Annotated in this window: 23 protein-coding genes and 2 pseudogenes; 13 read left to right on the forward strand and 12 right to left on the reverse strand. The window is 60.4% G+C overall.

Features of this window, described 5'->3' with window-relative positions; all coding sequences use genetic code 11:
• Positions 1-123: 123 nt before the first annotated feature.
• The 4 genes from repB to CUR85_RS17740 all read right to left on the reverse strand — a co-directional run bounded on the left by repB (position 124) and on the right by CUR85_RS17740 (position 4,402).
• Positions 124-1,053: a plasmid partitioning protein RepB gene (gene repB / locus CUR85_RS17725; protein ID WP_280322980.1), complete on the reverse strand. Its 930-nt coding sequence runs from the start codon at positions 1,051-1,053 to the stop codon at positions 124-126.
• Entirely contained in the window at positions 1,037-2,230 is a 1,194-nt protein-coding gene (repA, locus tag CUR85_RS17730) for a plasmid partitioning protein RepA (protein ID WP_280322981.1), read from the reverse strand. The genes repB and repA overlap by 17 nt, the downstream gene beginning before the upstream one ends.
• A 134-nt stretch (positions 2,231-2,364) precedes the next feature.
• Positions 2,365-3,246, reverse strand: coding sequence for a recombinase family protein (locus tag CUR85_RS17735; protein ID WP_280322983.1), 882 nt, complete (start codon positions 3,244-3,246; stop codon positions 2,365-2,367).
• A 58-nt stretch (positions 3,247-3,304) separates the two neighbouring features.
• Entirely contained in the window at positions 3,305-4,402 is a 1,098-nt protein-coding gene (locus CUR85_RS17740; protein WP_280322984.1) for a tyrosine-type recombinase/integrase, read from the reverse strand.
• A 165-nt stretch (positions 4,403-4,567) separates the two neighbouring features.
• On the opposite strand from CUR85_RS17740, the gene CUR85_RS17745 reads away from it, so the two are divergent.
• The 6 genes from CUR85_RS17745 (at position 4,568) to CUR85_RS17770 (ending at position 12,319) form a co-directional block, all read left to right on the forward strand.
• Entirely contained in the window at positions 4,568-6,214 is a 1,647-nt protein-coding gene (locus tag CUR85_RS17745) for a Mu transposase C-terminal domain-containing protein (RefSeq protein ID WP_280322986.1), read from the forward strand.
• Positions 6,207-7,085, forward strand: coding sequence for a TniB family NTP-binding protein (locus tag CUR85_RS17750; protein WP_280322987.1), 879 nt, complete (start codon positions 6,207-6,209; stop codon positions 7,083-7,085). Before CUR85_RS17745 ends, CUR85_RS17750 begins: the two co-directional genes overlap by 8 nt.
• Positions 7,082-8,101: a TniQ family protein gene (locus CUR85_RS17755; protein ID WP_280322988.1), complete on the forward strand. Its 1,020-nt coding sequence runs from the start codon at positions 7,082-7,084 to the stop codon at positions 8,099-8,101. Before CUR85_RS17750 ends, CUR85_RS17755 begins: the two co-directional genes overlap by 4 nt.
• 205 nt (positions 8,102-8,306) lie before the next feature.
• A complete protein-coding gene (locus CUR85_RS17760; protein WP_280322989.1) occupies positions 8,307-9,191 on the forward strand; it encodes a DUF1403 family protein in 885 nt (294 codons plus the stop codon).
• A 2-nt stretch (positions 9,192-9,193) separates the two neighbouring features.
• Positions 9,194-9,802: an SMC-Scp complex subunit ScpB gene (gene scpB / locus CUR85_RS17765; protein ID WP_280322990.1), complete on the forward strand. Its 609-nt coding sequence runs from the start codon at positions 9,194-9,196 to the stop codon at positions 9,800-9,802.
• Between the two features lie 801 nt (positions 9,803-10,603).
• Positions 10,604-12,319, forward strand: coding sequence for a peptide ABC transporter substrate-binding protein (locus tag CUR85_RS17770; protein ID WP_280322991.1), 1,716 nt, complete (start codon positions 10,604-10,606; stop codon positions 12,317-12,319).
• Between the two features lie 241 nt (positions 12,320-12,560).
• On the opposite strand, the gene CUR85_RS17775 is transcribed toward CUR85_RS17770, so the two are convergent.
• Positions 12,561-12,767, reverse strand: a complete 207-nt coding sequence (locus tag CUR85_RS17775) for a hypothetical protein (protein WP_280322992.1) — start codon at positions 12,765-12,767, stop codon at positions 12,561-12,563.
• 319 nt (positions 12,768-13,086) lie between these two features.
• Here CUR85_RS17775 and CUR85_RS17780 point away from each other — a divergent pair.
• Positions 13,087-13,206, forward strand: a pseudogene (locus CUR85_RS17780) (IS5/IS1182 family transposase); the annotation flags it as partial.
• A 45-nt stretch (positions 13,207-13,251) separates the two neighbouring features.
• Here CUR85_RS17780 and CUR85_RS17785 read toward each other — a convergent pair.
• From CUR85_RS17785 to CUR85_RS17800, 5 genes and pseudogenes are all read right to left on the reverse strand, one after another.
• On the reverse strand, positions 13,252-13,545 hold the full coding sequence (locus CUR85_RS17785) for a putative quinol monooxygenase (RefSeq protein ID WP_067622669.1): 294 nt from the start codon (positions 13,543-13,545) through the stop codon (positions 13,252-13,254).
• 175 nt (positions 13,546-13,720) lie between these two features.
• A pseudogene (locus CUR85_RS20625) lies at positions 13,721-13,843 on the reverse strand (integrase core domain-containing protein); the annotation flags it as partial.
• 1,287 nt (positions 13,844-15,130) lie between these two features.
• On the reverse strand, positions 15,131-16,216 hold the full coding sequence (locus CUR85_RS17790; RefSeq protein WP_280322994.1) for a hypothetical protein: 1,086 nt from the start codon (positions 16,214-16,216) through the stop codon (positions 15,131-15,133).
• A complete protein-coding gene (locus CUR85_RS17795; protein ID WP_280322995.1) occupies positions 16,213-17,610 on the reverse strand; it encodes a cbb3-type cytochrome c oxidase subunit I in 1,398 nt (465 codons plus the stop codon). The genes CUR85_RS17790 and CUR85_RS17795 overlap by 4 nt, the downstream gene beginning before the upstream one ends.
• Positions 17,611-17,707: 97 nt before the next feature.
• A complete protein-coding gene (locus CUR85_RS17800; protein WP_280322996.1) occupies positions 17,708-18,247 on the reverse strand; it encodes a cytochrome c oxidase subunit II in 540 nt (179 codons plus the stop codon).
• 44 nt (positions 18,248-18,291) lie between these two features.
• On the opposite strand from CUR85_RS17800, the gene CUR85_RS17805 reads away from it, so the two are divergent.
• Entirely contained in the window at positions 18,292-18,807 is a 516-nt protein-coding gene (locus tag CUR85_RS17805; protein WP_067627752.1) for a DUF2231 domain-containing protein, read from the forward strand.
• Here CUR85_RS17805 and CUR85_RS17810 read toward each other — a convergent pair.
• Together CUR85_RS17810 and CUR85_RS17815 are read right to left on the reverse strand one after the other, a co-directional pair.
• Positions 18,777-19,289 (reverse strand): CopD family protein, encoded by a 513-nt coding sequence (locus CUR85_RS17810; protein ID WP_280322997.1) that lies wholly within the window; start codon positions 19,287-19,289, stop codon positions 18,777-18,779. The genes CUR85_RS17805 and CUR85_RS17810 overlap by 31 nt on opposite strands.
• Positions 19,286-20,005, reverse strand: a complete 720-nt coding sequence (locus CUR85_RS17815; RefSeq protein ID WP_280322998.1) for a cytochrome c oxidase assembly protein — start codon at positions 20,003-20,005, stop codon at positions 19,286-19,288. The genes CUR85_RS17810 and CUR85_RS17815 overlap by 4 nt, the downstream gene beginning before the upstream one ends.
• A 190-nt stretch (positions 20,006-20,195) precedes the next feature.
• On the opposite strand from CUR85_RS17815, the gene CUR85_RS17820 reads away from it, so the two are divergent.
• Genes CUR85_RS17820 through CUR85_RS17840 form a run of 5 tightly spaced genes read left to right on the forward strand, consistent with a single transcriptional unit; the run spans position 20,196 to position 23,931 of the window.
• Positions 20,196-20,936, forward strand: a complete 741-nt coding sequence (locus tag CUR85_RS17820) for a gluconate 2-dehydrogenase subunit 3 family protein (RefSeq protein WP_150120101.1) — start codon at positions 20,196-20,198, stop codon at positions 20,934-20,936.
• 16 nt (positions 20,937-20,952) lie between these two features.
• Positions 20,953-21,357, forward strand: coding sequence for a hypothetical protein (locus CUR85_RS17825; RefSeq protein ID WP_280323000.1), 405 nt, complete (start codon positions 20,953-20,955; stop codon positions 21,355-21,357).
• Positions 21,261-21,908: a GMC family oxidoreductase gene (locus CUR85_RS17830; RefSeq protein ID WP_280323001.1), complete on the forward strand. Its 648-nt coding sequence runs from the start codon at positions 21,261-21,263 to the stop codon at positions 21,906-21,908. The genes CUR85_RS17825 and CUR85_RS17830 overlap by 97 nt, the downstream gene beginning before the upstream one ends.
• Complete coding sequence (locus tag CUR85_RS20415; protein WP_280323002.1) at positions 21,869-22,711, forward strand: GMC oxidoreductase; 843 nt, start codon at positions 21,869-21,871, stop codon at positions 22,709-22,711. The genes CUR85_RS17830 and CUR85_RS20415 overlap by 40 nt, the downstream gene beginning before the upstream one ends.
• Positions 22,708-23,931, forward strand: coding sequence for a c-type cytochrome (locus CUR85_RS17840; protein ID WP_280323003.1), 1,224 nt, complete (start codon positions 22,708-22,710; stop codon positions 23,929-23,931). Before CUR85_RS20415 ends, CUR85_RS17840 begins: the two co-directional genes overlap by 4 nt.
• The last annotated feature ends 16 nt before the right edge of the window (positions 23,932-23,947 follow it).

Genomic DNA, 23,947 nt, shown 5'->3' on the forward strand with positions numbered 1-23,947 from the left:
AAACTGAGATTTTGTAGCGGGCTGATCCCGGTGCGAAACCTTACAAAGGTCTCGTGAAGCTAGCTTCTCGGGGCCTTTTTCTTTTTGCCTGTATCGTGCCTCCTTCTTGTTGGTTGCTCTTCCTCAGTCTCCTGAACGCTTCCAGCGCTCATGAAGCTCGGTAATCAGCTTTGGGGCATTGCCCTCCAACCAGCTGATAAAATCAGGTTCATCCGTAGTTAGATCAAGTTTGAGCTGCTTGCCTTGGCGGCCGGTCTTGACCGTCGCAGCTCCAACACCGGGGATCGCCAAAGCAGGCACACCCTTTCTAGACGGGCTTGCTTTCTTCTCTGCTCTCTTCGCAGCTGCCAGAACTGCGAGAAACGCACGCTCAGAAACCTCATCGACCGAGCCGGAACTTTCGGACTTGGCTGTATGAGCTACGGCTTGCAGTTGGTCTCGATCACCGTCGTAGGCACCCAAAGCCTTTTTGAGCTCTTCCCATCTCGGGCGACCAATCCCGGGAGCCGCACCAATTGCCTGGATGAGTTCCTCGCCGACCGTCCGAACGACACTCAAGAGTTGTGAAACCCCAGCTTCGTGGAGGTTAAGGACTTCGGCGACACCTCGATTGGTGCGCTCAGCCCCTTCCAAATGATCACCGTCCAGAAGTGCCGTCGCAACGAGCGCACGCTCAATAAAGCTAAGATCACGACGCTCTTGGTTCTCGAGAAGCTGATCTCGAAGCGCTTGATCACCTTCAACCTCTGTGACGATGGCTCGAACTTTGATACCGATTTCGCGACATGCTTCCAGGCGTCTGCGGCCATAGATCAGGTTGTAGCGATCGCCTTCCAGTGGGCGGACCAAGACAGGCACACGCTGACCGTTCTTGGAAATAGAGTTCTTCAGGCCCTCAACGTCAATCTGAAGCCTGTCATCCAACCGTCCTTCGGTAACAATCTGCGCCGGATCGATCTCAAAAACACCGCCACGCAGTCGGCGCCCTTCAAGAGCGTCAGGAGCGTTGCGAAGGGTCTGCAGCGGCAGGCCAAGTTTAGGCTTTCTTGCCATTCCGCCCCCATGTGTTCTGGATGATTTCAGCGATCTCATCGTTCACTGCGTTCATAGATTCGATCGCACGATCAAACGTCTGACGCGTGAAGTCCTTCTTGTCAGCTTCGTAGAGCGTTTGCTTGGTCAAGCCGGCATCAGAAATTGCGGTCGACTCAACCATGTGATTGGTCAGGACCGACCTCCCAAAGAGCCCGCGAATGAAGGCGATGACTTCGGTCTGTGGCGCGTCGCCGACTTTGTATCGCGTTGGCAAGAAGCGAAGCCAATCGAAGCGCAGATTTGCGCCTGCATCCCTGATTACTCCAAGGAGATCCGCAGTCATTCGCAGGAATTGGGACATCGACATAAGGTCAAGCATCTGCGGGTGAACCGTCACGAGCACACCCGAGGACGCGGAAAGTGCTGACATCGTCAAGAAACCAAGTTGCGGCGGACAGTCGATCACAACAACGTCGTAGTTCGCTTCAACACTATCGAGTGCGTCATGAACTCTCGCGAAGAACGCCTTCGCTCCGCCTCGCTGGATCGCAGCAGGCGTCTCGTGCTCGAACTCCATGAGTTCAAGGTTGCCCGGGATAAGATCAAGGCCACGGATGTAGGTTTTGCGGATCACTTCGGCGATCGGAACCGGATCGTCATAGCGAACGGCATCATAGAGGGTTCCGCCCTCCATGAGGTCGAGTTCTGGCTGGATTCCGTGAAGAGCCGAAAGAGATGCTTGGGGGTCGAGATCGATCGCAAGAACCTTGTACCCCTTGAGCGCCAAGCGCTGAGCGAGGTGAGCAGACGTCGTCGTTTTGCCGGACCCGCCCTTGAAGTTCACCACTGAAATAACTTGAAGCTCGTCACCGTCGCGACGCCCAGGCACGTAAGTTCCAGACTTTTTTGCGTTTCCTTCAAGCGTCTGCCGGATTTCCCAGATATCGTCGAGAGTATAGCGACGATGACTTCCAGCCGTCGTCTCGACGTCGACGATCTTTCCTTCTCGATGAAGCTTCCGAAGATAGGTATGGTCGACGCCAAGGAGCTCGGCAGCTTCGCCGCTGGTCAAAGTGCGCATCACCTTCTTTGCATCCGGAGGGAAGTGTGCGGCGCGCTGAGCATGCAGGTTCGACGCGAGAAGTTCCGCGTAGTGCCCGATGGCGATGTCTAAATCCTGCTCTACTTCGCTCATGTCTGCCCCGATCCGTGGGCGCGTTTTTTATGTGGCCGCGCGTTATTTTTCGAGACTATTGCCCGACCAACCAGATTCGTGCAAGCACTTTCTAGATTTAGTGGCAATCGGTTAGGCCAACACAAGTGTGATCCTCAGAGGAGCCCCAGCTTTTCAGCACGCTCCAGCAGCATTCTGACCGAGGAAGGCTGCCAGCTGGTGCGACCGCGAGGGGTGCGCTCACGCATGGATTCGAGCCGGTCGCAGATTGCCTGCAAGGTGATCTCGGGGTCAGCACCTTTGATTGCAGCGACAATCGCAGGCAGGCGATCGTCGGTTTCGCGACGTCCAGCGCGTCCAAGCACTTCAGCGGGCAGGAATCCGTCCGCCACGTATGCCTTCACGGCGCGGAGCAGGCGGCTTTGCGTCCAGCGCTGATCATAGGGCAGGGGGCCATTGATGATCCGCAGGACGTCTTCCCAAGCCATATCGGGGCGCAAACGGCGCACATGGGGCACCCAATCCTGCGCAGTTTCGTTCAAGCGCTCCATGTAGCCGTCCTGTCGCGCCAGCCGCACCTTGCGCAGCGCTTCAGGGTCCTTGGCGCGAAGACCTGGGTTGCCGCCGACGCGGCCCTTTGAGCGTGCCGAGGCAAGTCCGGCTTTGGTACGCTCGCGGATCAGAGCGCGTTCGAACTCAGCCGCAGCGCCCAGAACCTGCAACGTGAACTTGCCCTGGGGCGAGGCAGTGTCGATCGGGTCCTGGAGCGAGCGGAAGAACGCCCCCTTGCCCTCCAGTCTTTCGATCACCTCAAGTAGGTGCGACAAAGACCGCGCAAGCCGGTCGATCCGCACGACGACCAGCGTGTCGCCCTTGCCAATCCGCTCCAGCACACGTGCAAGCACGGGCCGCGCCCGATTTCCGCCTGAGGCGTGCTCTTCAAAGATCTCTACGCAACCCGCAGATTGAAGGGCCTCGGACTGGGGCAGGGGGGTCTGATCCTCTGTGGATACGCGCGCATAGCCTATCAGGGGCATGGAAAAGAGCCGTTTGCAATTTAAGATATCGCCAATAAACGACCGAATGACCGCGCGATTATAGTCCCGCGGCTTTGGTCAGGTTCACGCGGAACCTGTCTCGGCGGCGCTGGTAACGACGGGTCATTTCGGCGCTTGTATGGCCGAGCTGCTTCTGGACATAGCGCTCGTCGACTTCTGCCGAACTGGCGAGACCGGCGCGCAAGCTATGGCCAGAGAAGAGGGCGAGGCGGTCTTTCTCGGGCAGCTCGGATCGAATGCCCGCTTCCAAGACGGTGCGCTTGATCAAGCGCGCGACATGCTTGTCGTTGAGACGCGCTTCCAGCGCTTTCTTACCGTCGCGTGAGGTGCGCACGAACACAGGCCCGAAGTCGATCCTGGCGAAGTGCAACCATTGCTCCAGCGCATGCACCGGGCAGGTTTGCTCCTTGGAGCCGCGGCCGATCTCGACCTCACGCCAGCCAGTCTTGGCATTGAGGGTGAGCAGGGCACCCTTCTCGAAGATCTCGATCCAGCCACCCGAGTCCGGCGTGTCGTCCTTGTGAACGTCGAGGCTGACGATTTCGGAGCGTCGAAGGCCCCCGGCATAGCCCAGCAGCAGCATCGCCCGATCTCTGAGCCCGCGCAGCTCAAAGGGCAGGGTGGCGACCATCGCGAGGATGTCCTCGGCCAGGATCGCTTCCTTCTGCACCGGCGGACGCGCATGCCGGCGCTTGATCCCCGCTAGCACCGTGGCGATGTGACGGTTCTTGCGATCGAAGGTGAACCCGCGTTGCGCATAGTTCCAGACAAGCCCGGACAGGCGGCGGTCGATGGTCGAGACCGATAGGGCAGGGGAGGGTCCCGATCCGGACGCCAGATCTGCGAGATAAAGCCCCATCATCTCAGGCGACGGGGGCAGAGGCTCCGTGCCCTTCATCCGGCACCAGCGGGTGAAATGCGCCCAGTCCTTTGCATAGGCCTTCAGCGTATTGTCGGAGGCCGCGGCGCGCGCGTAGTCGCGAGCGGTGTCGACCAAGCGACCGAGATTGCCGGAACCGGCGACATGTGCGGGAAGGGAGATGCTGTCGCTTTTGTCTTGATCGCTGTCGCCGTTCTGAGCGATACTAAACACACCAGAGTTTGATGATGTCGACTTCTCGTCCTCTGAGGCCATTTTCCAGTGAATGTCGGTCTGCCGGAATTTCTGAGACTGCGTTCCATTTGTTTTCAATAGCTTGCCTGTGTCGCATTTCTGAAACCGATTCAGGGTATGTGAGACTGGACGCCGATTTGAGTCACCATTGGTGGGACTATCCGGCATCCATGCACTGAGTAAGTTATGTCCGATAATTTTCCAGTTGACAAGGATTGGGAAGAGGCCGAGTACCGCGCCCGAGTGATCGGGGAACTGCCGGCCCAGCTCACTCAGGGCAATGTCGACTGGGCCATGCGTCAGTTGAATGTCGGCCGATCCACGCTCTTTCGTATGGTGAAGCAGTTCCGCGAAGACGGGCGGACCAGTGCACTGCTACGGGATACCCGAGGGCCCAAACCGGGCATGCAGCCCCTGGACCCGGCGGTGGAAGCGATCGTGACCCACCATTTCAAAGGCTTCTATGCCACCCGCCGCAAACCGACCAAGACCCGGTTCTGGCGCGAGGTTGCAGCCGACTGCCGAGCGCAGGGGTTGGCCCCTCCTTCGATCCGGCGTTTGGGTCGCTGGCTGGAGGGGCACGATCAGGCAAAGCTGATGGCCCGGCGTGAAGGCAAGGACAAGGCCGAGCGACGCCATCTGGCCACGCCGGGAGGCCTTACTGCAGACAGCCCTCTCGATATCGTCCAGATCGACCACACCAAGGCCGACGTGACAGTGGTCGACCCGGTGACGCGTCGCCCGCTCGGTCGTCCGACGCTGACTGTGGCAATCGATGTGAACACCCGCATGGTTTTGGGGTTTCATCTGTCGCTGGAGCCGCCATCGCTGCTGGCCGCCGCAATGTGTCTGACCCATGCGGTGATGGAGAAATCGCACTGGCTGGCAGCGCGTGGGATCAACACAGACTGGCCAACGCGGGGCATCCCGAACGCGATTTACGTGGACAATGGCGCGGAGTTCCATGCCCGGGCTTTTCAGCTTGCCTGTTCCGAATACCAGATCGACCTGCAGTACCGTCCGCCCGGCACGCCGCGCTATGGCGGCCATATAGAGCGCCTGATCGGCACGATGATGGGCGCGATTCACCTGCTGCCGGGCTCGCATTTCTCGAATATTTTCGAGCGCGGTGATCTCGACGCGGAAGCCGAGGCGGTGATGACGCTCAGAGAGCTGGAAACCTGGCTCGCTCTCGAGATCACTGGCTCCTACCATGCGCGGGTCCACAGCGCGCTGGAAACGACACCTGCAGCGGCTTGGGCGGCGCGGACGAACGAGGTCCGGATCCAAATCCCGGCCGATCTCAGGCAGTTCCTGGTCGATTTCCTGCCCTCCGAGCAGCGAGTTTTGCAGCGCGACGGCCTGCACCTCTTCCACATCCGCTACTGGGCGGACGAGTTGCGCTGGCTGATGGGCCGGGAAAGCCGCAAGTTCACGCTCAAATACGATCCGCGCGATCTTTCGCGCATCTTCGTGCTGACAGAGAACGGGATCATCGAAGCCCGACCGGCGGATCTGACACGGCCTGCGATCACGCTCTGGGAGCACCGCGCGGCGCGACGCGCTTTGCGCGAGGCCGGGCGCCGGTCGGTAGATGAGGAGCTGATTTTCAGGACGATCGAGGTGCAGCGCGACCTCGTCGACAGCGCCGAGCGGCAGACTAAGGCCATACGGCGCCACCAGGCGCGGCGGGCGCATCTGGCCCCTTTGCCGATGATCGATGTGACACCGGATGCCGCCGCGCGAGATGCCCTGCCTGCGCCGGAAGGGAAGGGGAGCCCGTTCCTCAGCCACCCCGGCTTCAAGGTCGAGGAGTGGTACGACGATGACTGAGTTCCCGCATCTCTATCCGGGAGCGTGCAAGATCGCCGCGCTCAGCGCCGAGGAGCGCATTCACCGGATTCGCGCCGACCGCTGGATTTCCTATCCCAGGGCCGAGGCTGCCTTGGAGAAGCTGGAAACGCTGATGTCGTTTCCCGAGCGCGCCCGCATGCCGAACCTGCTCATTGTCGGCGACAGCGGCATGGGCAAGACGATGATCATCGAGAAGTTCACCCGCGATCACGCATCGAGCTTCGACGAGACCAGCGGACGGCTGCATATGCCGGTCGTCGCCGTGCAGATGGTGTCTGGGCCAGATGAATCGCGCTTCTACCGCCGGATCCTGGCGGCGATTGGTGCCCCGGAGCCGCCGCGGGCGACACTGTCTGTACTTGAAAGTCTGGCCTTGCGACTGCTCGCCGAATTGCGCCCAGGAATGCTGGTCATCGACGAGATCCACAGCCTGCAGGCGGGGACGATCCGCGAACAGGCGCGATTCCTGAACATGCTGCGCTTTCTGGGCAACGAGCTGCGCATCCCGCTGGTCTGTGTCGGTACAGCGCAGGCTCGCAACGCGCTGCGCACCGATGATCAGCTGGTGCGTCGCTTCGAGGCCTTTGCCCTGCCGCCCTGGCGGGAGGGCGAGGATCTGAATGGGCTGATGAGCACGCTCGCGCGCACGCTGCCGCTTCGGCGCCAAAGCCAGATCGACGAGAAGGCGCTGACGCGGATGATCAAGGTGACCGGCGGCATCACCTCGGGCATCTTTTCGATCTTGTCGCAGCTGGCGATCGCCGCCATCGAAAGCGGCGAGGAACGCATCCTCTCGCGTGACATTCTGGGCGGCGACCGGTTGCAGGCGGTCCTGGGAGAGCCGGTGTGACGGCGCGCGGGCGCCTGCCGGTTGTCTACCTCCCCGAGGCGGACGAACGGCTGTCTTCCTGGGCCGCGCGCATGGCCCCGTTCTACGCCATGACGGTTTCGGAATTCGTCGCCGCACTTGGTCTAAAGGGGCACGACGTGTTCGACCTGGAATGGCGTCTTTCGGAAGGGCAGGGGGCCCTGATTGCGGCCCGCACCGGTCTCGCGCTCGAGGCGGTGCAGGCCATGACTTTCCTGGAGTTGGGGGCTGCGGCGCGCATGATGATCGCGCGGAAGAACCGGTATTACTGCCCGCACTGTCCCGAAGAACCGCAACGCAAACCCACAGCGCTGCCGTGGCGATTCCGCTGCCCGGTGCATGGCGTGGAATTTCGGGACGCCACCGGCGAGACCCTGTCCGACCGCTTCGGTACGGATTGCTTCAAGAAACTTGAAGGGCATGCCGAGGCCGGTGCCGCGCATCTCGATGCCTGGGCGCGCGGCGCGGAGCAGGGTGATCTCGAAGCGCCCGACGTGCTCCAGGTTCTGACGGCACGGCATCGCCGCGCCTCGCCGCCGAACGTCGGCGAGCAGCCACGAATGTCTCTGGAAGACCGGCGGGACTATCATGATTTTTTGACCACGCCGATCCTCCGACAGGCGCTGACGGTCGTTGTTCCCGAATACGATCAGGTGGCGCCAGTGCTTGCCAAGCCGGTGCGACCCGGTCTCCACGCCCTGGCGCAGGGCTCGCTCTTGCAGTGTTTCGCGCTGACGGTCGGCATCGGGCGGATCATTGAGGATCCGGTCAATTGGGCGATCTCAGTCATGCTCGTGAGCGATGCGGAGGGGCAGGGACGGGTCCGGCAGGCGATTAGCCCATGGCCTCTCTCGTTGAGGCGAAGCATCTCGGCCCGGTTCTGGCGCGCTCAGCGCGACGAGAGAGTACGCCAGTCTGACGAAAAAGCCGCGAGACAGCGCCAGTCTCGCAAATATCGACTCATCCAGTCTCATAAATACCGGTACAGAATCTCATGAACCCCGACTCGTTTTTCAGGGAAGTGCTTGAATCTCATCAATTCCGGTCATCCGACAGATTTCTCGGTGCTTTCTGACATGCCTCTGAGCATATCCTTTTGTGTCCGATAATGCAAACTTATTGGACATATATGAGAGCGACAAGGTGGGGCGGTTTGATCGCTATTAACTAGACGAAAGCGCCGCGCTGATGTAGGCTTCAGGCATGACTTTCGCCCGGCTAGATCACATCAGCGACCTCGACACGTTACAACGGATGCCTGCCTGGGTCACCTCTGCACGCGCTGAAACCCTTGAAGATGTTGCGTTTTTGTCGGGCGCGGCGCTGAACCATCTGCATGTTGTGCTCGGACGCGCGGAGGTGCCCCAAGCTTTGTTGCGGGACCGTTTGGCACTGAGCGCGGCTGCGGCTTGTGTCGCGTTCTCTGGACGACCGGAGCGGGCAGCGGAGTTGCGCGATGCGGTGCACCTGTTGCGGCCCGGCGATCTACCCGGACCGACCGGTGAAACCTGCCTCGCCTGGCGGCGTGCGGTGGAGCGGCCGGTGTCGATCAAGGGTCTGGGCCGAGCCTTGCCGGCCTTCGAGCCGGGCCAGATCGCGACGTGGCTCGATGCGGGGAAAGGGGCGCCCGTGACCCGTGCCGCGATGGTGCTGGAGGCGGTACTGCGCGAGGCGCCGCGCGCAGAGGTTGCGGCGCTGATCCTTGCGGAGGCGGCTCTCCCCCAAACATTCGGTTGGGATCATCTCTTGCCATTGTTGGCCGCGGGTCTGAAACGCGCCGACCTGCGCAAGCATGGCGACGACTTGCGTCTCGCCTGTCATCGGGCGCTCGTCTTATCGGCAGTCGATGCCGTGCGTCTCTCCGTCGACCTCGCGCGGCGGGCGGCGCATCTCAAGGCGGTCGCTCCGAAGCTGCGGGCAAAGGGGGCGGGGGATGCCGTCAAGATGTTCCTGACCCGGGACGCCGTGGCGCCGTCGGCCTTGCCATTGCCGGATCGCGCCGCGCGGCGGCTCTGCGACCGGCTGGTCGACCTCGGCGCGGTGCGCGAGCTGACCGGGCGCGACACCTTCCGGCTCTACGGGGTGTAGCGATGGCGAAGGATCGCTCTGACCCCGAACTGGACCGCGAGCTGCCCGACCTGCCGCCAGAGTTGCGCTGGCGGGAATGGATGCGCCGGATCGAGGCGGTGCTCTTTGCCTCTGCCTCGCCGGTGCCGCGCGACGATCTGGCCCGCGTGGTGGGGCAGGGCGCTTCGGTCGACCTGCTGGTTGAGGACCTTGCCGCCGATCTGGAGGGGCGGGCCTTCGAGATCGCTCAAGTCGCTGGCGGCTGGATGTTCCGGACGCGGGCTATCTACGCCCCTGCGATCCGCGCGGCGGCAGATATCGGGGACCAATTGCTGGACCTGAGCGAATTCGACGTCGCGGTCCTGGCCGCTATCGCCTACCACCAACCGATTACACGCGAAGGTCTTAAGGATATTTTTGGCAAAGAGGTCAACCGCGATTTGCTTGGTCGGTTACATGCGCGCGATTTGATTGGAACGGGTCCACGATCACCTCAGAGAGGGGCACCTTACACGTTTGTGACGACAGAGCAGTTTTTGATCGCGTTTGATCTTGAGAGCTTGCGAGACCTTCCGGACAAGGAACAATTGTTAGATGCCGGTTTAAGCGCGGAAAACGCGGAAGCTGGCTGAATAAATGTTACTCAAACTGTTTGCTTTGTGAATAGTCTTGGCCTAAACAACTTTAGGGGGTTGGAGTGACACCCCATTACACCCCGGCTTGAACTTCCATGGGTCGCGGTAAACTGCGGCGGCCTTCGTCCATTCCCTGGCTTCTGAGGTCGCCGATTTTCTTCGAACATCCCAAAGTGCATCAGGTTGGGCATACCAGAGGAAACCTGCCATCATATTTGCTTTTTCCTAAAGCGCACGTATAGGCATTTTGTGAATGTCAGTTGTGGTTCATTCACGGCGGTGCATCCTCCCTGTAGCACCGAATAACTGCGGCGACCCTTTCCCCTTTTTACCCCAGGTGGGTCGTCGCTATTTTTTCTGCAGACTGCGCTGCTTGCGCGAGCCGGAACAAGTACAGGCGGTGAGTTGAACCAAAATATAAAAGTCTCGTTTGGTATGCGTGTAGAGATTGGCAACCAATTTAGAAGTGACGACCGGCTCGGTATCAGTGCAGCTTGTCGGGAAATATTTCGCTCAGTTCACCGTCACCGAAACCTTAGATGGAGGCTTGATTGCCCAGTGGCCCTGTCCCTTAGAAGGGCGTTTGAGACGGTCGGCGATTTAGATTAGAACCCATGGTGTCTTTGGATTCTGGTTTCCAATTGATCCTCGTTAGTCCTTCTCGGTAGTGGTCCCTATTGTCCGGAAGATGCCTACTCGTTCGCCGAGGGGCGTCCTTAGCCTTGCAAATCGTTAAGAATCTGTTTGATTGGTTAAGTATTTATTCGCGTTAAACACGAACAAAACAGAGGACAGGCCATGCGGTTCATAGTACATTTACTCGGAGCAACCTCGATGACCTTGCTGTCATCAATGGCGTTTGCCCAAGAGGGCGAGCGCGGTCGCGATGATCAACTCAACATTATCTACTGGCAAGCGCCCTCAATCTTGAACCCCTATCTATCCGGCGGTGTGAAAGAGCGCGATGCTTCCAGCATGGTGCTTGAGCCTTTGGCCAACGCCGATGAGAAAGGCGAGCTTGTTCCGAAACTGGCGGTCGAAATCCCAACGGTCGAGAACGGCGGCATGACCGAAGACCTAACGGCTATCACTTGGAAACTGAAGGAAGGGGTGACTTGGTCCGACGGCACGCCGCTTACCGCCGAGGATGTTAAGTTTACGGCAGATTATTGCATGAACCCCGAAGGCGGTTGCGCACAACTGTCAAAGTTCAATGACGTGAAAGAAGTCGAAGTCATTGATGACCACACCGTGACGATCCATTTCGACGAGCCGAAACCGTACCCCTATCTGCCTTTCGTGGGCGCGGCCGAGCCCATCCTTCAGGCCGCCCAGTTTGCGGAATGCACCGGCGCGCGGGCACCGGGTTGTACGGAGGAGAACTTCAACCCGATTGGCAGCGGCCCCTTTGTGGTGACGGATTTTCGGCCTAACGACTCAATCCAGCTTGTCGCGAATGACAATTACCGCGATCCCAGCAAGCCTGCTTTCGCCAAGCTCAACTTCAAAGGCGGCGGGGATTCCGTGTCAGCCGCGCGCGCGGTGATGAAGACGGGCGAGTTTGACTACGCTTGGGATCTGTTGATGGCTCCCGATGTGCTGGAAAAGATTGCCGAAGGCGGAACCGGCAAGCCTATTTTTGAGTTCGGCCCTTTGGTGGAGCGGATCGAGATCAATATGACGAACCCCTCGCCGGACCTACCTCCAGAAACCCGGGCGACGGTTGAGGAACCGCATCCTTTCCTTACCGATCGGCGCGTTCGTCAGGCCATGAGTATGGCCATTGATCGCGAATTGCTGAACGAAATCGGCTATGGTCAGGCAGGTCGGCCAACCTGCAATTTGGTCCCCGCGCCGCCGATCTATAGCTCTGATAACACCGAATGTCTGACGCAGGATTTGGAAGCGGCGAAGACGCTTTTGGATGAAGCGGGCTGGCAGGACCAAGACGGGGACGGCGTGCGCGAGAAAGACGGTATGCGCCTGTCGCTCCTGTTCCAGACCTCCACCAATGCGGTGCGCCAAGACTTTCAGGCGCTGATCAAAGATTGGTGGAACCAGATCGGCATCGAGGTTGAGTTGCGCAACATCGACGCGTCGGTCTTTTTCGGCGGCGACCCCGGTAGCCCCGACACTTTTCCCAAGTTCTATGCCGATGTCGAAATGTATGCGAACCTCTATGACGGCACTGATCCGCAAGCCTATCTCGCGCAGCGCCGTTGTGGGAATGAGCCAAAACCATCAACCCAGTGGCAGGGCGAGAACATCAACCGCTTTTGCGATGAGGAATACGACTCTCTGCTCGATGAGCTATCTCGCACCAGCAAGATCGAAGAGCGGGCGCGTCTGGTGAAACGTCTGAACGACATTATCACTACCGAAAGCAAATCTATGCTGCCGCTAATCAACCGCGCGGCGGTGGCAGCACAGGCTAACACGCTTGGTGGCGTCAAGCTGAACGCTTGGGACAGCGACCTGTGGAACGTCGCCGACTGGTATCGCACCGAAGGTTGAATCTAAAAAACGGTTCTCTGATTGCGGCCATGTCAAGTGGGATAGCGATCTGTCCGTTCGGGGCCATGGTTCTCTCCGAGGTCGCGTTTTGCGCCTCATGATGGTGTTCGGTGGTGGATCGTCTCCAATGTCGTTTGCGGGGTGGGCAAGCGAGCCTGCGCCCCAACCGTTTTTACGAAATCGATCTACCTCCGTCCCGTCGGGACTTCGCTTCCCACCTTCTCAGCGGCGGAAATTCAGATCAGGCAGTGGCCTCCTTTGTCCATTGATAGTCCGTGCCAGATTTCCAGATCGTCAGCATCAGGACTGCGATCTTGCGCGCTGTTGCGACTGCGGCCTTTCGGAACCCGCGTCGTCCGGCCAGTCGCACAGCCCAGCTCTTCAGTGGCGAGAAACGCTTCACCTGGCGGATCAAGCAGGACGCTGCCTCGAACAGCAGTCCGCGCATCGTCCCGTCTCCGCACTTCGACACCCGTCCCGACCAATCCATTTCGCCAGATGCAGGTCGGACCCGCAGATCGCGGTCGAAGTGACTCGGATCACGACATCGGTCGTTTCCTCGATGGTCGGGTCATCGACAGTGTCGACCTGGACCTTGCCGGTCCCTTAAAAAGTGAGGGCGCGCATAGGCTTTCTCCTGCTTTGACTAAGACAGAATGCCGCGTGGGCGCCCGCAGATCCGATAATATTTGTGTGGCTTCTGAAAGCTCACCCTTCAGATTCTAGGGTCAGACCCCATAAATTGTCTTGAAGCAGCTCGGCCTGAACTTCACTGGTCGCGGATGGGCGTTTTCGCCCGGATCTTCGTCGAGCTCGCCCAGCCTGGCGCCGAAGGCGAGACCATCATGATCGACAACACGCACATCAAGGCACACCGTACGGCGGCGATCTGCCGTTTGCCGAAGCCCGACGGAATGGTGCCGAGCACTCTGCTATTTAGCTGCCAGTAGGGTGAACTTATGGATCTGCGGCGGTTCGGAAAACAGCTCATCCGCCTTTTCCATCAGTGCGGCGGCAACCTTGCCGTCAAGATGCGCCTGCCGATCTTCCTCTGTGTCGAACGTATCGAAGATCGCGTACGCACCGGGGCCTTCCTGGATCGCATACCAGGTCAGGGTACCGGGCTCGGCTTGAACGAGCGGTAGCGCCGAGGTCAAGAAATCCGCGACATCGCTTTCTTTTCCGGCCTTGGCCTTCAGTGGCACGTACAGCGCAAGTTTGGGCATGATCAACTCCTTAGGGTAAACGAAAAGATATTATCTGGAAAAATAAACGAGCGAAAGGGTCGAAACGTTCCCGGCTCAGGACTCACAACCAGAACATGACGGTTGCAGCGATGTAGATTGAGCTGACCCCTGTCGGTTGGACAGTTTCGGGGCTGATTTAAGCTATTTTCTGCCTCTACCGGCCGGGCTCGATCTGGTTGAAGTAGATCACGGCGGGCGGGTGCCCTCCATGGGCGGCATGAGGCCGCTGGTTGTTGTAGAAGGTGATCCATCGGCCGACACCGGCCTTGGCCTGCGAGCGCCCGTCGCAGGCGAAAGATGCAACCGTAACGCCGCCGTGCGACCGCTCAAGTCTTCCTCAATCAATCTCTGAAATCGCGCCCGCAGCGCTTCTGGCAATGGTGCTGACATGATCCATCCTCCCAAACAGAATGAATCACGAAATTAGCCCGCGGGAATCCCCGCGATTCAGGTTTTCGGCAGGACGCTTTAGCGCATTTCGACAACTGCGCTGGCTTGGAAACAAGGTTGAAGAGGTTTGCAGTCGTCGTTCATCCTGCCGATGATATCTTTCTAGTAGACGACCTTCTCCGAGGTCGCGCGTGATGCAAAACAAGTTCAAGTCTGGCGTGCACCTCAGAAACTCGAGCAAATCAAGTTGATTAGGCAAGTTCCTGCATATGCGAGCCTGAACCAACAGTTCTACTAGGACGAGAGCCAACCAAATGCTATACTTCTTCAAAAGGAACACATATGCCTAGAGAAGAATCGCATATCCTCAGAAACTTGCAGCGCAAGAAGTCCCGATGGCCGTGGGGTTTTATTTCTGTGGTTGCAGTTCTGTGGCTCGTCGCGCTCGCAACCATTTTCAAAATCGTAGCCTATGATTGCATATATTACTGCTGAAGTCTAACAATTAATAAAATATTGACGGCGAATCTCGCTAAGATATGAACACAAATATCGTATGAACTTCACCAAGTTCGAGTAGCGTCTGATACGATCAACTTTTTTCCCTGACATCTACATTCTCCGAAGTTGCCCAAATCCATGGAACAGTCCGAGGACCTACTTTCGCCTGAAGTTTTCGCGAAGGGGACAAAGTGTATCGGTTTTGTGATGGGGAGCTTCTATAGCTTCTGATGTTTTTCGTTCTTTCCTAATTAGCTTTCGACCCGGTTGTGACGTATATCTGCTTCTGCAGAAACTCAGAATATTCTGGTTGTTTCGGAGGTATAACTGCATTTAAGCCTGCGAAATCAGTTCTATACACAGTTGGATGACACAGTCACCGGGAACAAAGTCCAAGCCGTTGCGATCAAAGCGGACCATGCGGATACAAGATTTAATTGATGGTAAAAACGAGACGTTCGCTTGTAAAGCTGTCTTCTCACTACCCACAATAGCAGTAGTTGCAGCTCAATAGCTGCGAACCAAGCTATCAGCAGCGCCCAACGGAATAGTGACAAGCCGAGCCAAGCGACCTTCGCCCAACCAAGAGCGCAGCCCAAACCGTGCAGCCCATAGATCGCGCTGAAACTGGCCAGCCAGACGAGCAGCGGCAAGAGAATGCGCAACAAATCTCTCACGCGATCATCCCCGGCAGATGCGCCGCAAGCAGAATCAGCACCGTGATCGCTGCCAGATAGTCGGACCAGAGCGTCACAATGGCGAAAACCGCCCGACGCTGGGGCGAGGTGAAACCACGCCGGACCTGCAGGATCAGAAAGCCCTGCATTAGCCCCACGAGCAGAGCATGGGCCAGCCCATAGGCGCCGAGGATGAGGAGCGTTGCGGCATAGGCATGGCCGTCCGGGGCGGGAGGCGCAGCAGCAAGGCCCCGAACACCGCCGCTGTGGCAACCGTTGCCAGAAATGCCAGGGCAAGAGCGACCATAGGGGCGGCGCCCGCGCGGTTGCGGCGGGCGCTCAGGTGCTGGGCGGAGGTAGCGACGAGCGCTGCGCCGATGCCGAAGCCAAGCTCGACCCAAGAGGGGCGAGCCATTGGGCAGGAGGCCAGCCGGGCGCGACGGTCCAGAGGAAGGCATAGCCAAAAAGAAGTGAGCCGAAGAAGGTCCCATTGGCCACCAGGAGGAAGGTCGAACCCCACCAGCCCGGCGATCTGTCGCCCTCACTTGCCAGCGGCAAGGTCGTGCCGCGCCCCACCTCCTGTGCGCCTTGATCGTCCCGCGCACCCAGTTGCCAGACCCAGAACAGCGCCAATGTCGCCACGCCGGCCAGCGCCACCGGGTGAGCCAGAAGAGCTTCAGCAGGATCGACAGAAAGAAGCCGCCTGTCACCGCCGCCATCAGGATCGGCAGCCTCGTGTTGCCGGGATAGATGACCAGCGCCTCGAGGCGGCCGCTGGCGGCATCGACCATCAAGGTCTCGCGCCGGGACACCTCCGGCGCGCCGAGGTAGCCTTCGCCCTTGGCCAACCGGTTGGCCAGATCTGGCGTGTCGTTGAGCGGGGCACGCGCGCCCACCATCGGCAGGCTGGCGAAGTTATAGGAGGCGGGCGGCGACATGCCGGCCCATTCCAAGGTACCGGCCCGCCACGGGTTGCGCGGCCCGCGCACCGCGACGAAGCTGTGGATGATGATGTCGACCAGCACCATGACAAGGCCGATCGCCATGATGAAACTGCTGACCGAGGAAATGAAGTTGATCACCCCCAGCCGGTCTCGGCGTCATAGGTGTCGATCCGCCGCCGCTGGCCCAGCAGCCCAACCCAATGCATCGCCAGAAAGGTGCCGTGAAAGCCTGCGAAGATCAACGCGAAGGCCAGTTCTCCGAGCCGAAACAACCGCTTGCGCCCGCTCACCAGCGGCAGCCAGTAGTAGATCCCAGCCAGCATTGGAAAGACGAAACCGCCAAACAGGACATAATGCAGATGCGCAGTGATGAAGGCGGTGTCATGGGCCTGCCAGTCAAAGGGCACCACAGCTACCATCACGCCGGTCAACCCGCCGATCACGAAGGTGACGAAGAACCCAAGGATATGCAGCATCGGCATGTGCAACTCGGGGCGTCCCTTCCACATGGTGCCGATCCAGGCAAAGACCTGCACCCCCGTCGGCACTGCCACCAGCGTCGAAGCGGCGGAGAAGAACGCCAGCCCCATATGAGGGATGCCGGTGGTGAACATATGATGCACCCAGAGCCCAAAACTGAGGAAGGCCAACGCCAAAGCGCTCGCGACGATCCAGCCGTAGCCCAGCAGGGTGGTCCGCGCCATCACCGGGATCACAGTGGAAATTACGCCGGCGGCGGGCAGGAAGATGATATATACTTCCGGATGGCCAAACAGCCAGAACAGGTGTTGCCAGAGCAGGCTGTCGCCGCCCAGATCGGCCTGAAAGAACGGCAGGCCAAAGGCACGTTCGACCTCCAAGAGCACCGAGCCGAGGATCAGGGGCGGGAAGCCGGTGAGGATCATCAGCGAGGTGACCAGCGCGTACCAAGCAAAGATTGGCATCTTGTCGAGCGACATGCCGGGCGCGCGGTATTTTAAAATTGAGACGGTGAACTCCACCGCCGCGCAGATCGCCGAGATCTCGACGAAGGTAATGCCGATGAGCCAGAAATCGGTGTTGATGCCGGGCGAATGCAGCGGCCCGGTCAGCGGCGGATACATGAACCAGCCGCCATCGGGCGCGATGCCGAAGAACAGCGCCACCAGCAGCATCGCGCCGCCGAAGGCATAGCACCAGTAGCCGTAAGCGGTGAGCCGCGGGAAGGCGAGGTCGCGGGTGCCCAGCATCTTCGGCAGCAGATAGATCGCCAGCCCCTCGAAAGCGGGAATGGCGAAGAGGAACATCATGATCGTGCCATGCATGGTGAAGAACTGCGCAAAGGCACCGGCATCCACGAAAGCAGAATCAGGCGTCGCCAGTTGCGCGCGGATCAACATCGCCAACACACCACCGACGAGGAAGAAGAAGAAGGCAGTGACAAGAAACATCCGTCCAAGGTCGGAATGGTTTACGCTGCTGGTCCAGCCCTTCCAGCCCGGCTCGGAGCCCCAGATCGCATCCAACTTGCGGTGACGGCGCAGCGCGTTCATGGCGTCTCCTTCGCGGTAAAGGCGGCCCAGCCCGCCGAGTCATGGGCTTCGACCGAGAAGGTATGGCGGCTGTAGCCCGCGCCGTTGTACTCGGCGGTCAGGCCCCGGTAGGTGCCGGGGCATCGGCCTCAATCCGCAGCACGTTGACATGGCCGGGAATGGCGTCCAGCTTTCCAGCCAGACGGGGCACCCAAAAGCTGTGCACCACATCCCGGCTGGTGATCGCCACATCCACGGGCCGCCCGGCGGGGATGTGCAGCAGGTTCTCGGTGACATGGCCGGGGCGGTCGTCATAGGAAAAGCGCCAAGCCCATTGCCGGGCCTCGGCCTCGACCCGCACCACATCCGCCGCGGCGCGGGGCATCAGCCGCTCGCCGGTGACCAGACCATAGGCCAGCAAAGCTGCGAGGACCACGATGGAGAAACACAGGCCCAGACCGATGATCCAGACCTTTTCATCCCGCGTGGCATTCTCCGCCTGCTGGGGTGTCCCGAACGCGCCGATTACCAGTGCCGCCACCAGCGCGAGGATCAGCCCCGCGCCGATGAACATCACCCACCAGAGCGTCGCGATGGCGCGCGCCGCCGGGCCCGCCGGATCGACCACCGACAGATCGCCGCTGCAACCAATCAGCACACCGCACGTTGTCCCTGCAATCACCCCCGAAGGAGTCTGCCCCGATGAGCGAGCAAAGCAATGAGACGGGCGAGGACCGGTTGATCGACCCGATCGCCTCTCAGCCCGGCTATGAAGAGACCGAGACCCGCATCGCGCTTGAGGGCCACCCGATCCACGCCATGAGCGTGGCCTTTCCCATTGCGCTGTCCTTCTGCCTGCTGGGGGCCGATCTGCTCTATTGGTGGACCGGCGATGCCTTTTGGGCGCGGGCGGCCCTCTGGGCGGCGGGGACGGCGTTCTTCTTTGGCGTGCTGGCGGGGTTTTCCGGCGCTGCTGAACTCTTGCTCGTGAGCGGCATCCGCTCCCGCGCTGCCGCTTGGACCCATGCGATCATCGCCGTGACCTTGCTGGCGGTCTTGGGCGCGAATTGGGGCCAGCGGCTCTATGGCTATGAGGCGGCGGTGCTGCCTTACGGCATCCTCCTGTCGGGGCTGGGCGCGGTGATGGTGGGGTTTACGGGTTGGCATGGGGGCAAATTGGTCTTTGATTATCGTTTGGGCACGTCGAAGGGCAATTGACCGCCCCGCGGTTCAAGCAACCAGCCGGGCAGGGGGAAGTCCCAGAGGTCGGGCTTGCCTAAAACCAGCATGAGGATCACGATGACGGGGATGCCGACGGCAGTGATCGGCAGGTAGGATCGTGGCAAGCGGTGTTTCTCTGGCTTCTCGGCCACCTGCACCACCAGATGCCCAATCCAAGCATGGGCGGCGGCAAGCGCCGCGACAAACAGCAGTTTGGCATAAAGCCAAGGGACGAAAGCCTCGCGAAAGAAGATGAGCCATGTGCCTGCCACCACCGCCACGACGGCAGCGGGGGTGACGAGGATGGCATAGGTCGTATGAGTGGCGCGGCGGATGCGACTGTATTCTGCCGCCGTGCCAGCGGGATCATGGCGCGACAGCATCAGGGGCAGGGCAAGCAGCCCGGCACACCACAGGATCAGCGCGGCGATATGCACGCCTTTGAAGAGCGTGATGAGAACCGGGAACCAGCCGCTCACGCGCTGCCCGCCCGCAAGGCCGCCCATCCGCGCTGCGCTACGGCCCCGGCGACGACCGCATAGGGCAGGCTCGCGGGCACCCACATCAAGATACCGCCAAGCTGCTGGTCGGCCAGCGGCGAAAAGCCCCAGTCCATGGGGGCAACGGCATGGGCGGCATAAAGCGCTTCGGGCGCGAAGGTCAGGATTGCCCCCAAAAGACCCATCTGCGCAAAACCGGCGATGAGCAGGGTCAGCGCCTCGACGGGCGTGCGGCCGGGGGCAAACACTTCGCGCCAGAACCACAAAGCAGCGCCGAGCAGGCTAATCTGCATTAGCCAGTACACCCCGACATGCGAGAGCGCGAGATCATAGGCCACCGGCAGATGCCAACCCCAGAGCACCACGGTCGAGACCGCGAAGCTTGCCATCGCAACACCTGCCCGCCGCGAGGGCCAAGCGCAGGCCAAGAGCGGCGCGGCGACGGCGAAGAGCAGCACGTGATGCACCACCCGCGCCGAAAACAGAGCCGAGGAAAGCGCACAGAGGGGCGAGACGAAGGCCAGCACCAGAACACCCACGGCAGCCATCCCGTGGCGGCTGCGCGCGCGCAAGACAACGATGAAGAGCAAAGACAGAGCGGCCAGAATGAGTGGGTCGAAGTTCCAGCGAAACCAAAAATCCTCCGGCCCCGGTGCCGGTCCACAATAGGTTCGGATCCAAGCATCGCTGAACAAGGTCTATTTTCCCTTCCGTCGTTCCCTGACAGGAACGCTGCGCGCGGGCACATCGTTCCGAGCGAATTGAGGCGCGGTTGGGTTTCCCCTCGGCCCGATCAATTTTCCTTGACCCCCGGTAAAAGCGATCCAGCTTCTATCACAGGGTGCATTACGCCCTGAGGCTACATGCATCACTTGGAGGGGTCACTTGTCTTTTCCGACGCGCCGCAAAATTCTGAAATCCCTGCTGTTCGGCGGCACCGCCATCGCCGCCCCTTCGGCTGTCTTCGGTGCGATCTATGGCCGGGGCGAGGGGATGCCTTGGGAGCCCCTGAAGGGCCAGCCGCCGTATTACGGCACCCGTGAGGATCGGTTCTTTACCCCCGACGAACGCGAGGCCGTCGCCGCGATCTGCGCGCGGCTGATCCCATCGGATGGGGAAGGGCCGGGGGCGACCGAGGCTGATGTGATCACCTTCCTCGACCGGCAGATGGCGGGGTTCTATGGCCGTGGGCAGCATTGGTACATGAAGGGCCCCTTCCTCGAAGGCACGGCGACCCAAGGCTATCAAAGCGAACACCCCCCGGCAGAGCTTTACCGCCACGCGCTTGCCGAACTCGACGCCTATTGCCGCGCACAGCAGGACTCCGGGTTTGCCGCGCTGAGCGCGGCGCAACAGGACGAGATCCTCAAGGGGATGGACGATGAGGAAATCACCTTCGACGGAGTCTCGGCCAAGGCGTTCTTTGACCTGATCCTAAAAAACACCATCGAAGGCTATTTCGCCGACCCAATCTACGGCGGCAACCGAGACATGGTGGCTTGGCACTACGTCGGCTTTCCGGGCACCCGTTATGATTACCGCGATTTTGTGGGCCACAACGGCGCGCGCATTGATCTGCCGCCGGTCAGCCTGATGGGCCGTCCCGGCTGGAACAGCTCTGAATAAGATACGAGGTGACGCAATGACGAAACAGCTTCCAAAGGTCGACGTGGTTCTGGTCGGTTTCGGCTGGACCGGAGCGATCTACGCCGAGAAGCTGACCGCCGCCGGGATGGAGGTGCTGGCACTGGAACGCGGCCCGTGGCGCGACACGCCCAAGGATTTCGCCACCACCTTCGCGCAGGACGAGCTACGCTATTACTGGCGCCACGGCATGTTTCAGGAAGCCTCGCAATCCACCGTCACCTTCCGCAACAACGGCGCACAGACTGCGCTGCCGATGCGGCACTGGGGTCCTTCCTGCCGGGCAATGGCGTGGGCGGCTCGGGCGTGCATTGGAACGGCCAGACTTACCGTTTCCTGCCATCGGATTTTGTTGCGAAAAGCCATAACGAAGAACGCTATGGCCCGCTGCCCGAGGGGATGACGGTGCAGGACTACGGCGTCACCTATGACGAGTTAGAACCGCATTTCGACTATTTCGAGAAGATCTGCGGCATCTGTGGCACGGCGGGCAACCTGCGGGGCGACATCCGTGAGGGCGGCAACCCTTTCGAGGGGCCGCGCAGCGATGACTACCCCAATCCGCCGATGCAGATGACCTTTTCGCAGGACCGGTTTGAGGCTTCGGCGCGGGAGCTTGGGTTGAACCCTTTCCCGGTGCCCTCGGCCAATATGTCGCGCGCCTATGTCAATCCGCTGGGGCTGCAACTGGCCCCCTGCACCTATTGTGGCTTTTGCGAGAAACACGGCTGCGGCAACTATTCCAAATCCTCACCGCAGACCACGATCATCCCGGTCTTGATGAAGCGGGAGAATTTCACCCTACGCACGGATTCCGAAGTGCTTTCGGTCGAGAAATCCCCCGATGGCACCCGCACCACGGGGTCACCTACGTCGATACCAGCGGTGAGGAATTCTTTCAGCCTGCCGAGGTCGTGGTGCTCTGTGCTTACCCGCTTGAGAACGCCCGGTTGATGCTCTTGTCCGACATCGGCACGCCATATGATCCGCAGACCGGTGAAGGCGTGGTGGGCAAGAACTACTGCTATCAGGTGATGTCCGGCGCGACGGTCTTTTACGATGAGGAATATACCAACGGCTTCGTCGGCGCGGGCGCGCTCGGCATGGCGGTGGATGAATACAATGGCGACAATTTCGATCATTCCGGGCTGGGCTTTATCGGGGGCGGTTATATCGCCTGCTACACCACCAACGCGCGCCCGATCGAGAGCCATCCGGTGCCCGACGGCGTGCCGGGCTGGGGCAGCGAATGGAAACAGTCGGTTCGGGCCAATTTCCTCAAGACCGCGAGCGTCGGTGTCCACGGTGCCTCAATGGCGCACCGCAGCAATTACCTCGACCTCGATCCGACCTATACCGACCGGCATGGCAGGCCGCTTTTGCGCATGACTTATGATTTCACCATCAACGACCGCCGCCTGACCGCCCATATCACTCCCGTGGCCGAAGAAATCGCCCGCGGCATGGGCGGGCGCGAGGTCAATGTGGCCGAGCGCAAGGGCTCCTATGACTCGATGCCTTATCAGACCACGCATAACACCGGCGGCACGATCATGGGCACGGACCCCAAAACCAGTGTTTGCAATCGCTATTGCCAAAGCTGGGATCTGCACAATCTCTTCGTTGCCGGGGCGGGGCTCTTTCCGCAGAACGCGGGCTACAACCCGACCGGGACCGTGGCGGCGCTGGCCTATTGGTCGGTCGCAGCGATCATCGATCAATATATGGCCGATCCCGGCCCGCTGGTGCAGGCATGAAGCGGCTGGCCCTGATCACCGCCCTCTGCGGCGCGAGCCTTGTCCCGGCGCAGGCGCAGGAGCTTGCCTCCTCCGAAGTGGAGCGGGGCCGCTACCTGACGCAGGCGGGCGACTGCCAAGCCTGCCACACGGATATCGACAACGACGGCATCCCATTCGCCGGGGGCAGGGCGTTGAAGACGCCCTTCGGCACGATCTATTCCGCCAACCTCACCCCGGATGACGAGACCGGGCTGGGCCGCTGGTCGCGCGAAGATTTCTACAACGCGCTGAACGAGGGGATCGACGACGAGGGCCGCCACCTCTATCCGGCGATGCCCTATCCCTATTTCACCCTCATGACCCGCGACCAGACCGATGCGATCTTTGCCTATTTGCAATCGCTCGAACCGGTGCATGTGGAGGAAGAGGAGAACGATCTGCCCTTCCCGCTCAACATCCGCATGTCGGTCAGTGGCTGGAAGCTGTTGTTCTTCGAGGACGAGGACTTCGTGACCGACCCGGACCGCTCCGAGGAATGGAACCGTGGCCGTTTCCTCGTCGACGGGCCGCTGCATTGTGGCGGCTGTCACACCGGCAAGAACCTCCTCGGTGCCAGCAAGGACGATGAATACCTGCGCGGCGGCACGCTGGAGAATTGGTTCGCCCCGAACATCCGCGGCGGTGAGAACGGCGGCATCGCCCATTGGGACGAAGATGATATCTTCGAATTCCTGAAATACGGCCGCGCCGAGCACACCGCCCCGATGCAGCGCATGGGAGAGGTCGTCTCGATCTCGACCCAGTTCCTCGAAGAGACTGACCTGCGCGCCGTCGCCACCTATCTCAAGAGCCTCGATGATGAACTGCGCGAGCCGGAAGAAGCGCCTAAAACAACGCGGATGGAGGCGGGTGAAGGGCTCTACTTCGACAATTGCGCCGCCTGTCACGTGGCCGATGCCTCGGGCGTGCCCTATTTCTTTGCGCCACTCAGCACGTCGAACAAACTGCACGCGAAGGATCCTTTGACGGCGATCCGCATCATCCTCGGCGGTGCTCGGGTGCAGCCGACAGAAACGGTCCCCAGTATGCTCGCGATGCCGCCCTTTGCGTGGAAACTTACAGACGCGCAGATCGCTGACTTGCTAACTTATTTGCGGAATACCGGGGACCGTCGGAGCGGGTCGGTTTCGGCTGAGGCCGTGGCCGAGATGCGCAAATATCTTAATGAGGAACATTAAGGGTTATTTACTTTAG

Source organism: Sulfitobacter faviae (assembly GCF_029870955.1).
GTDB classification, from domain to species: domain Bacteria; phylum Pseudomonadota; class Alphaproteobacteria; order Rhodobacterales; family Rhodobacteraceae; genus Sulfitobacter; species Sulfitobacter faviae.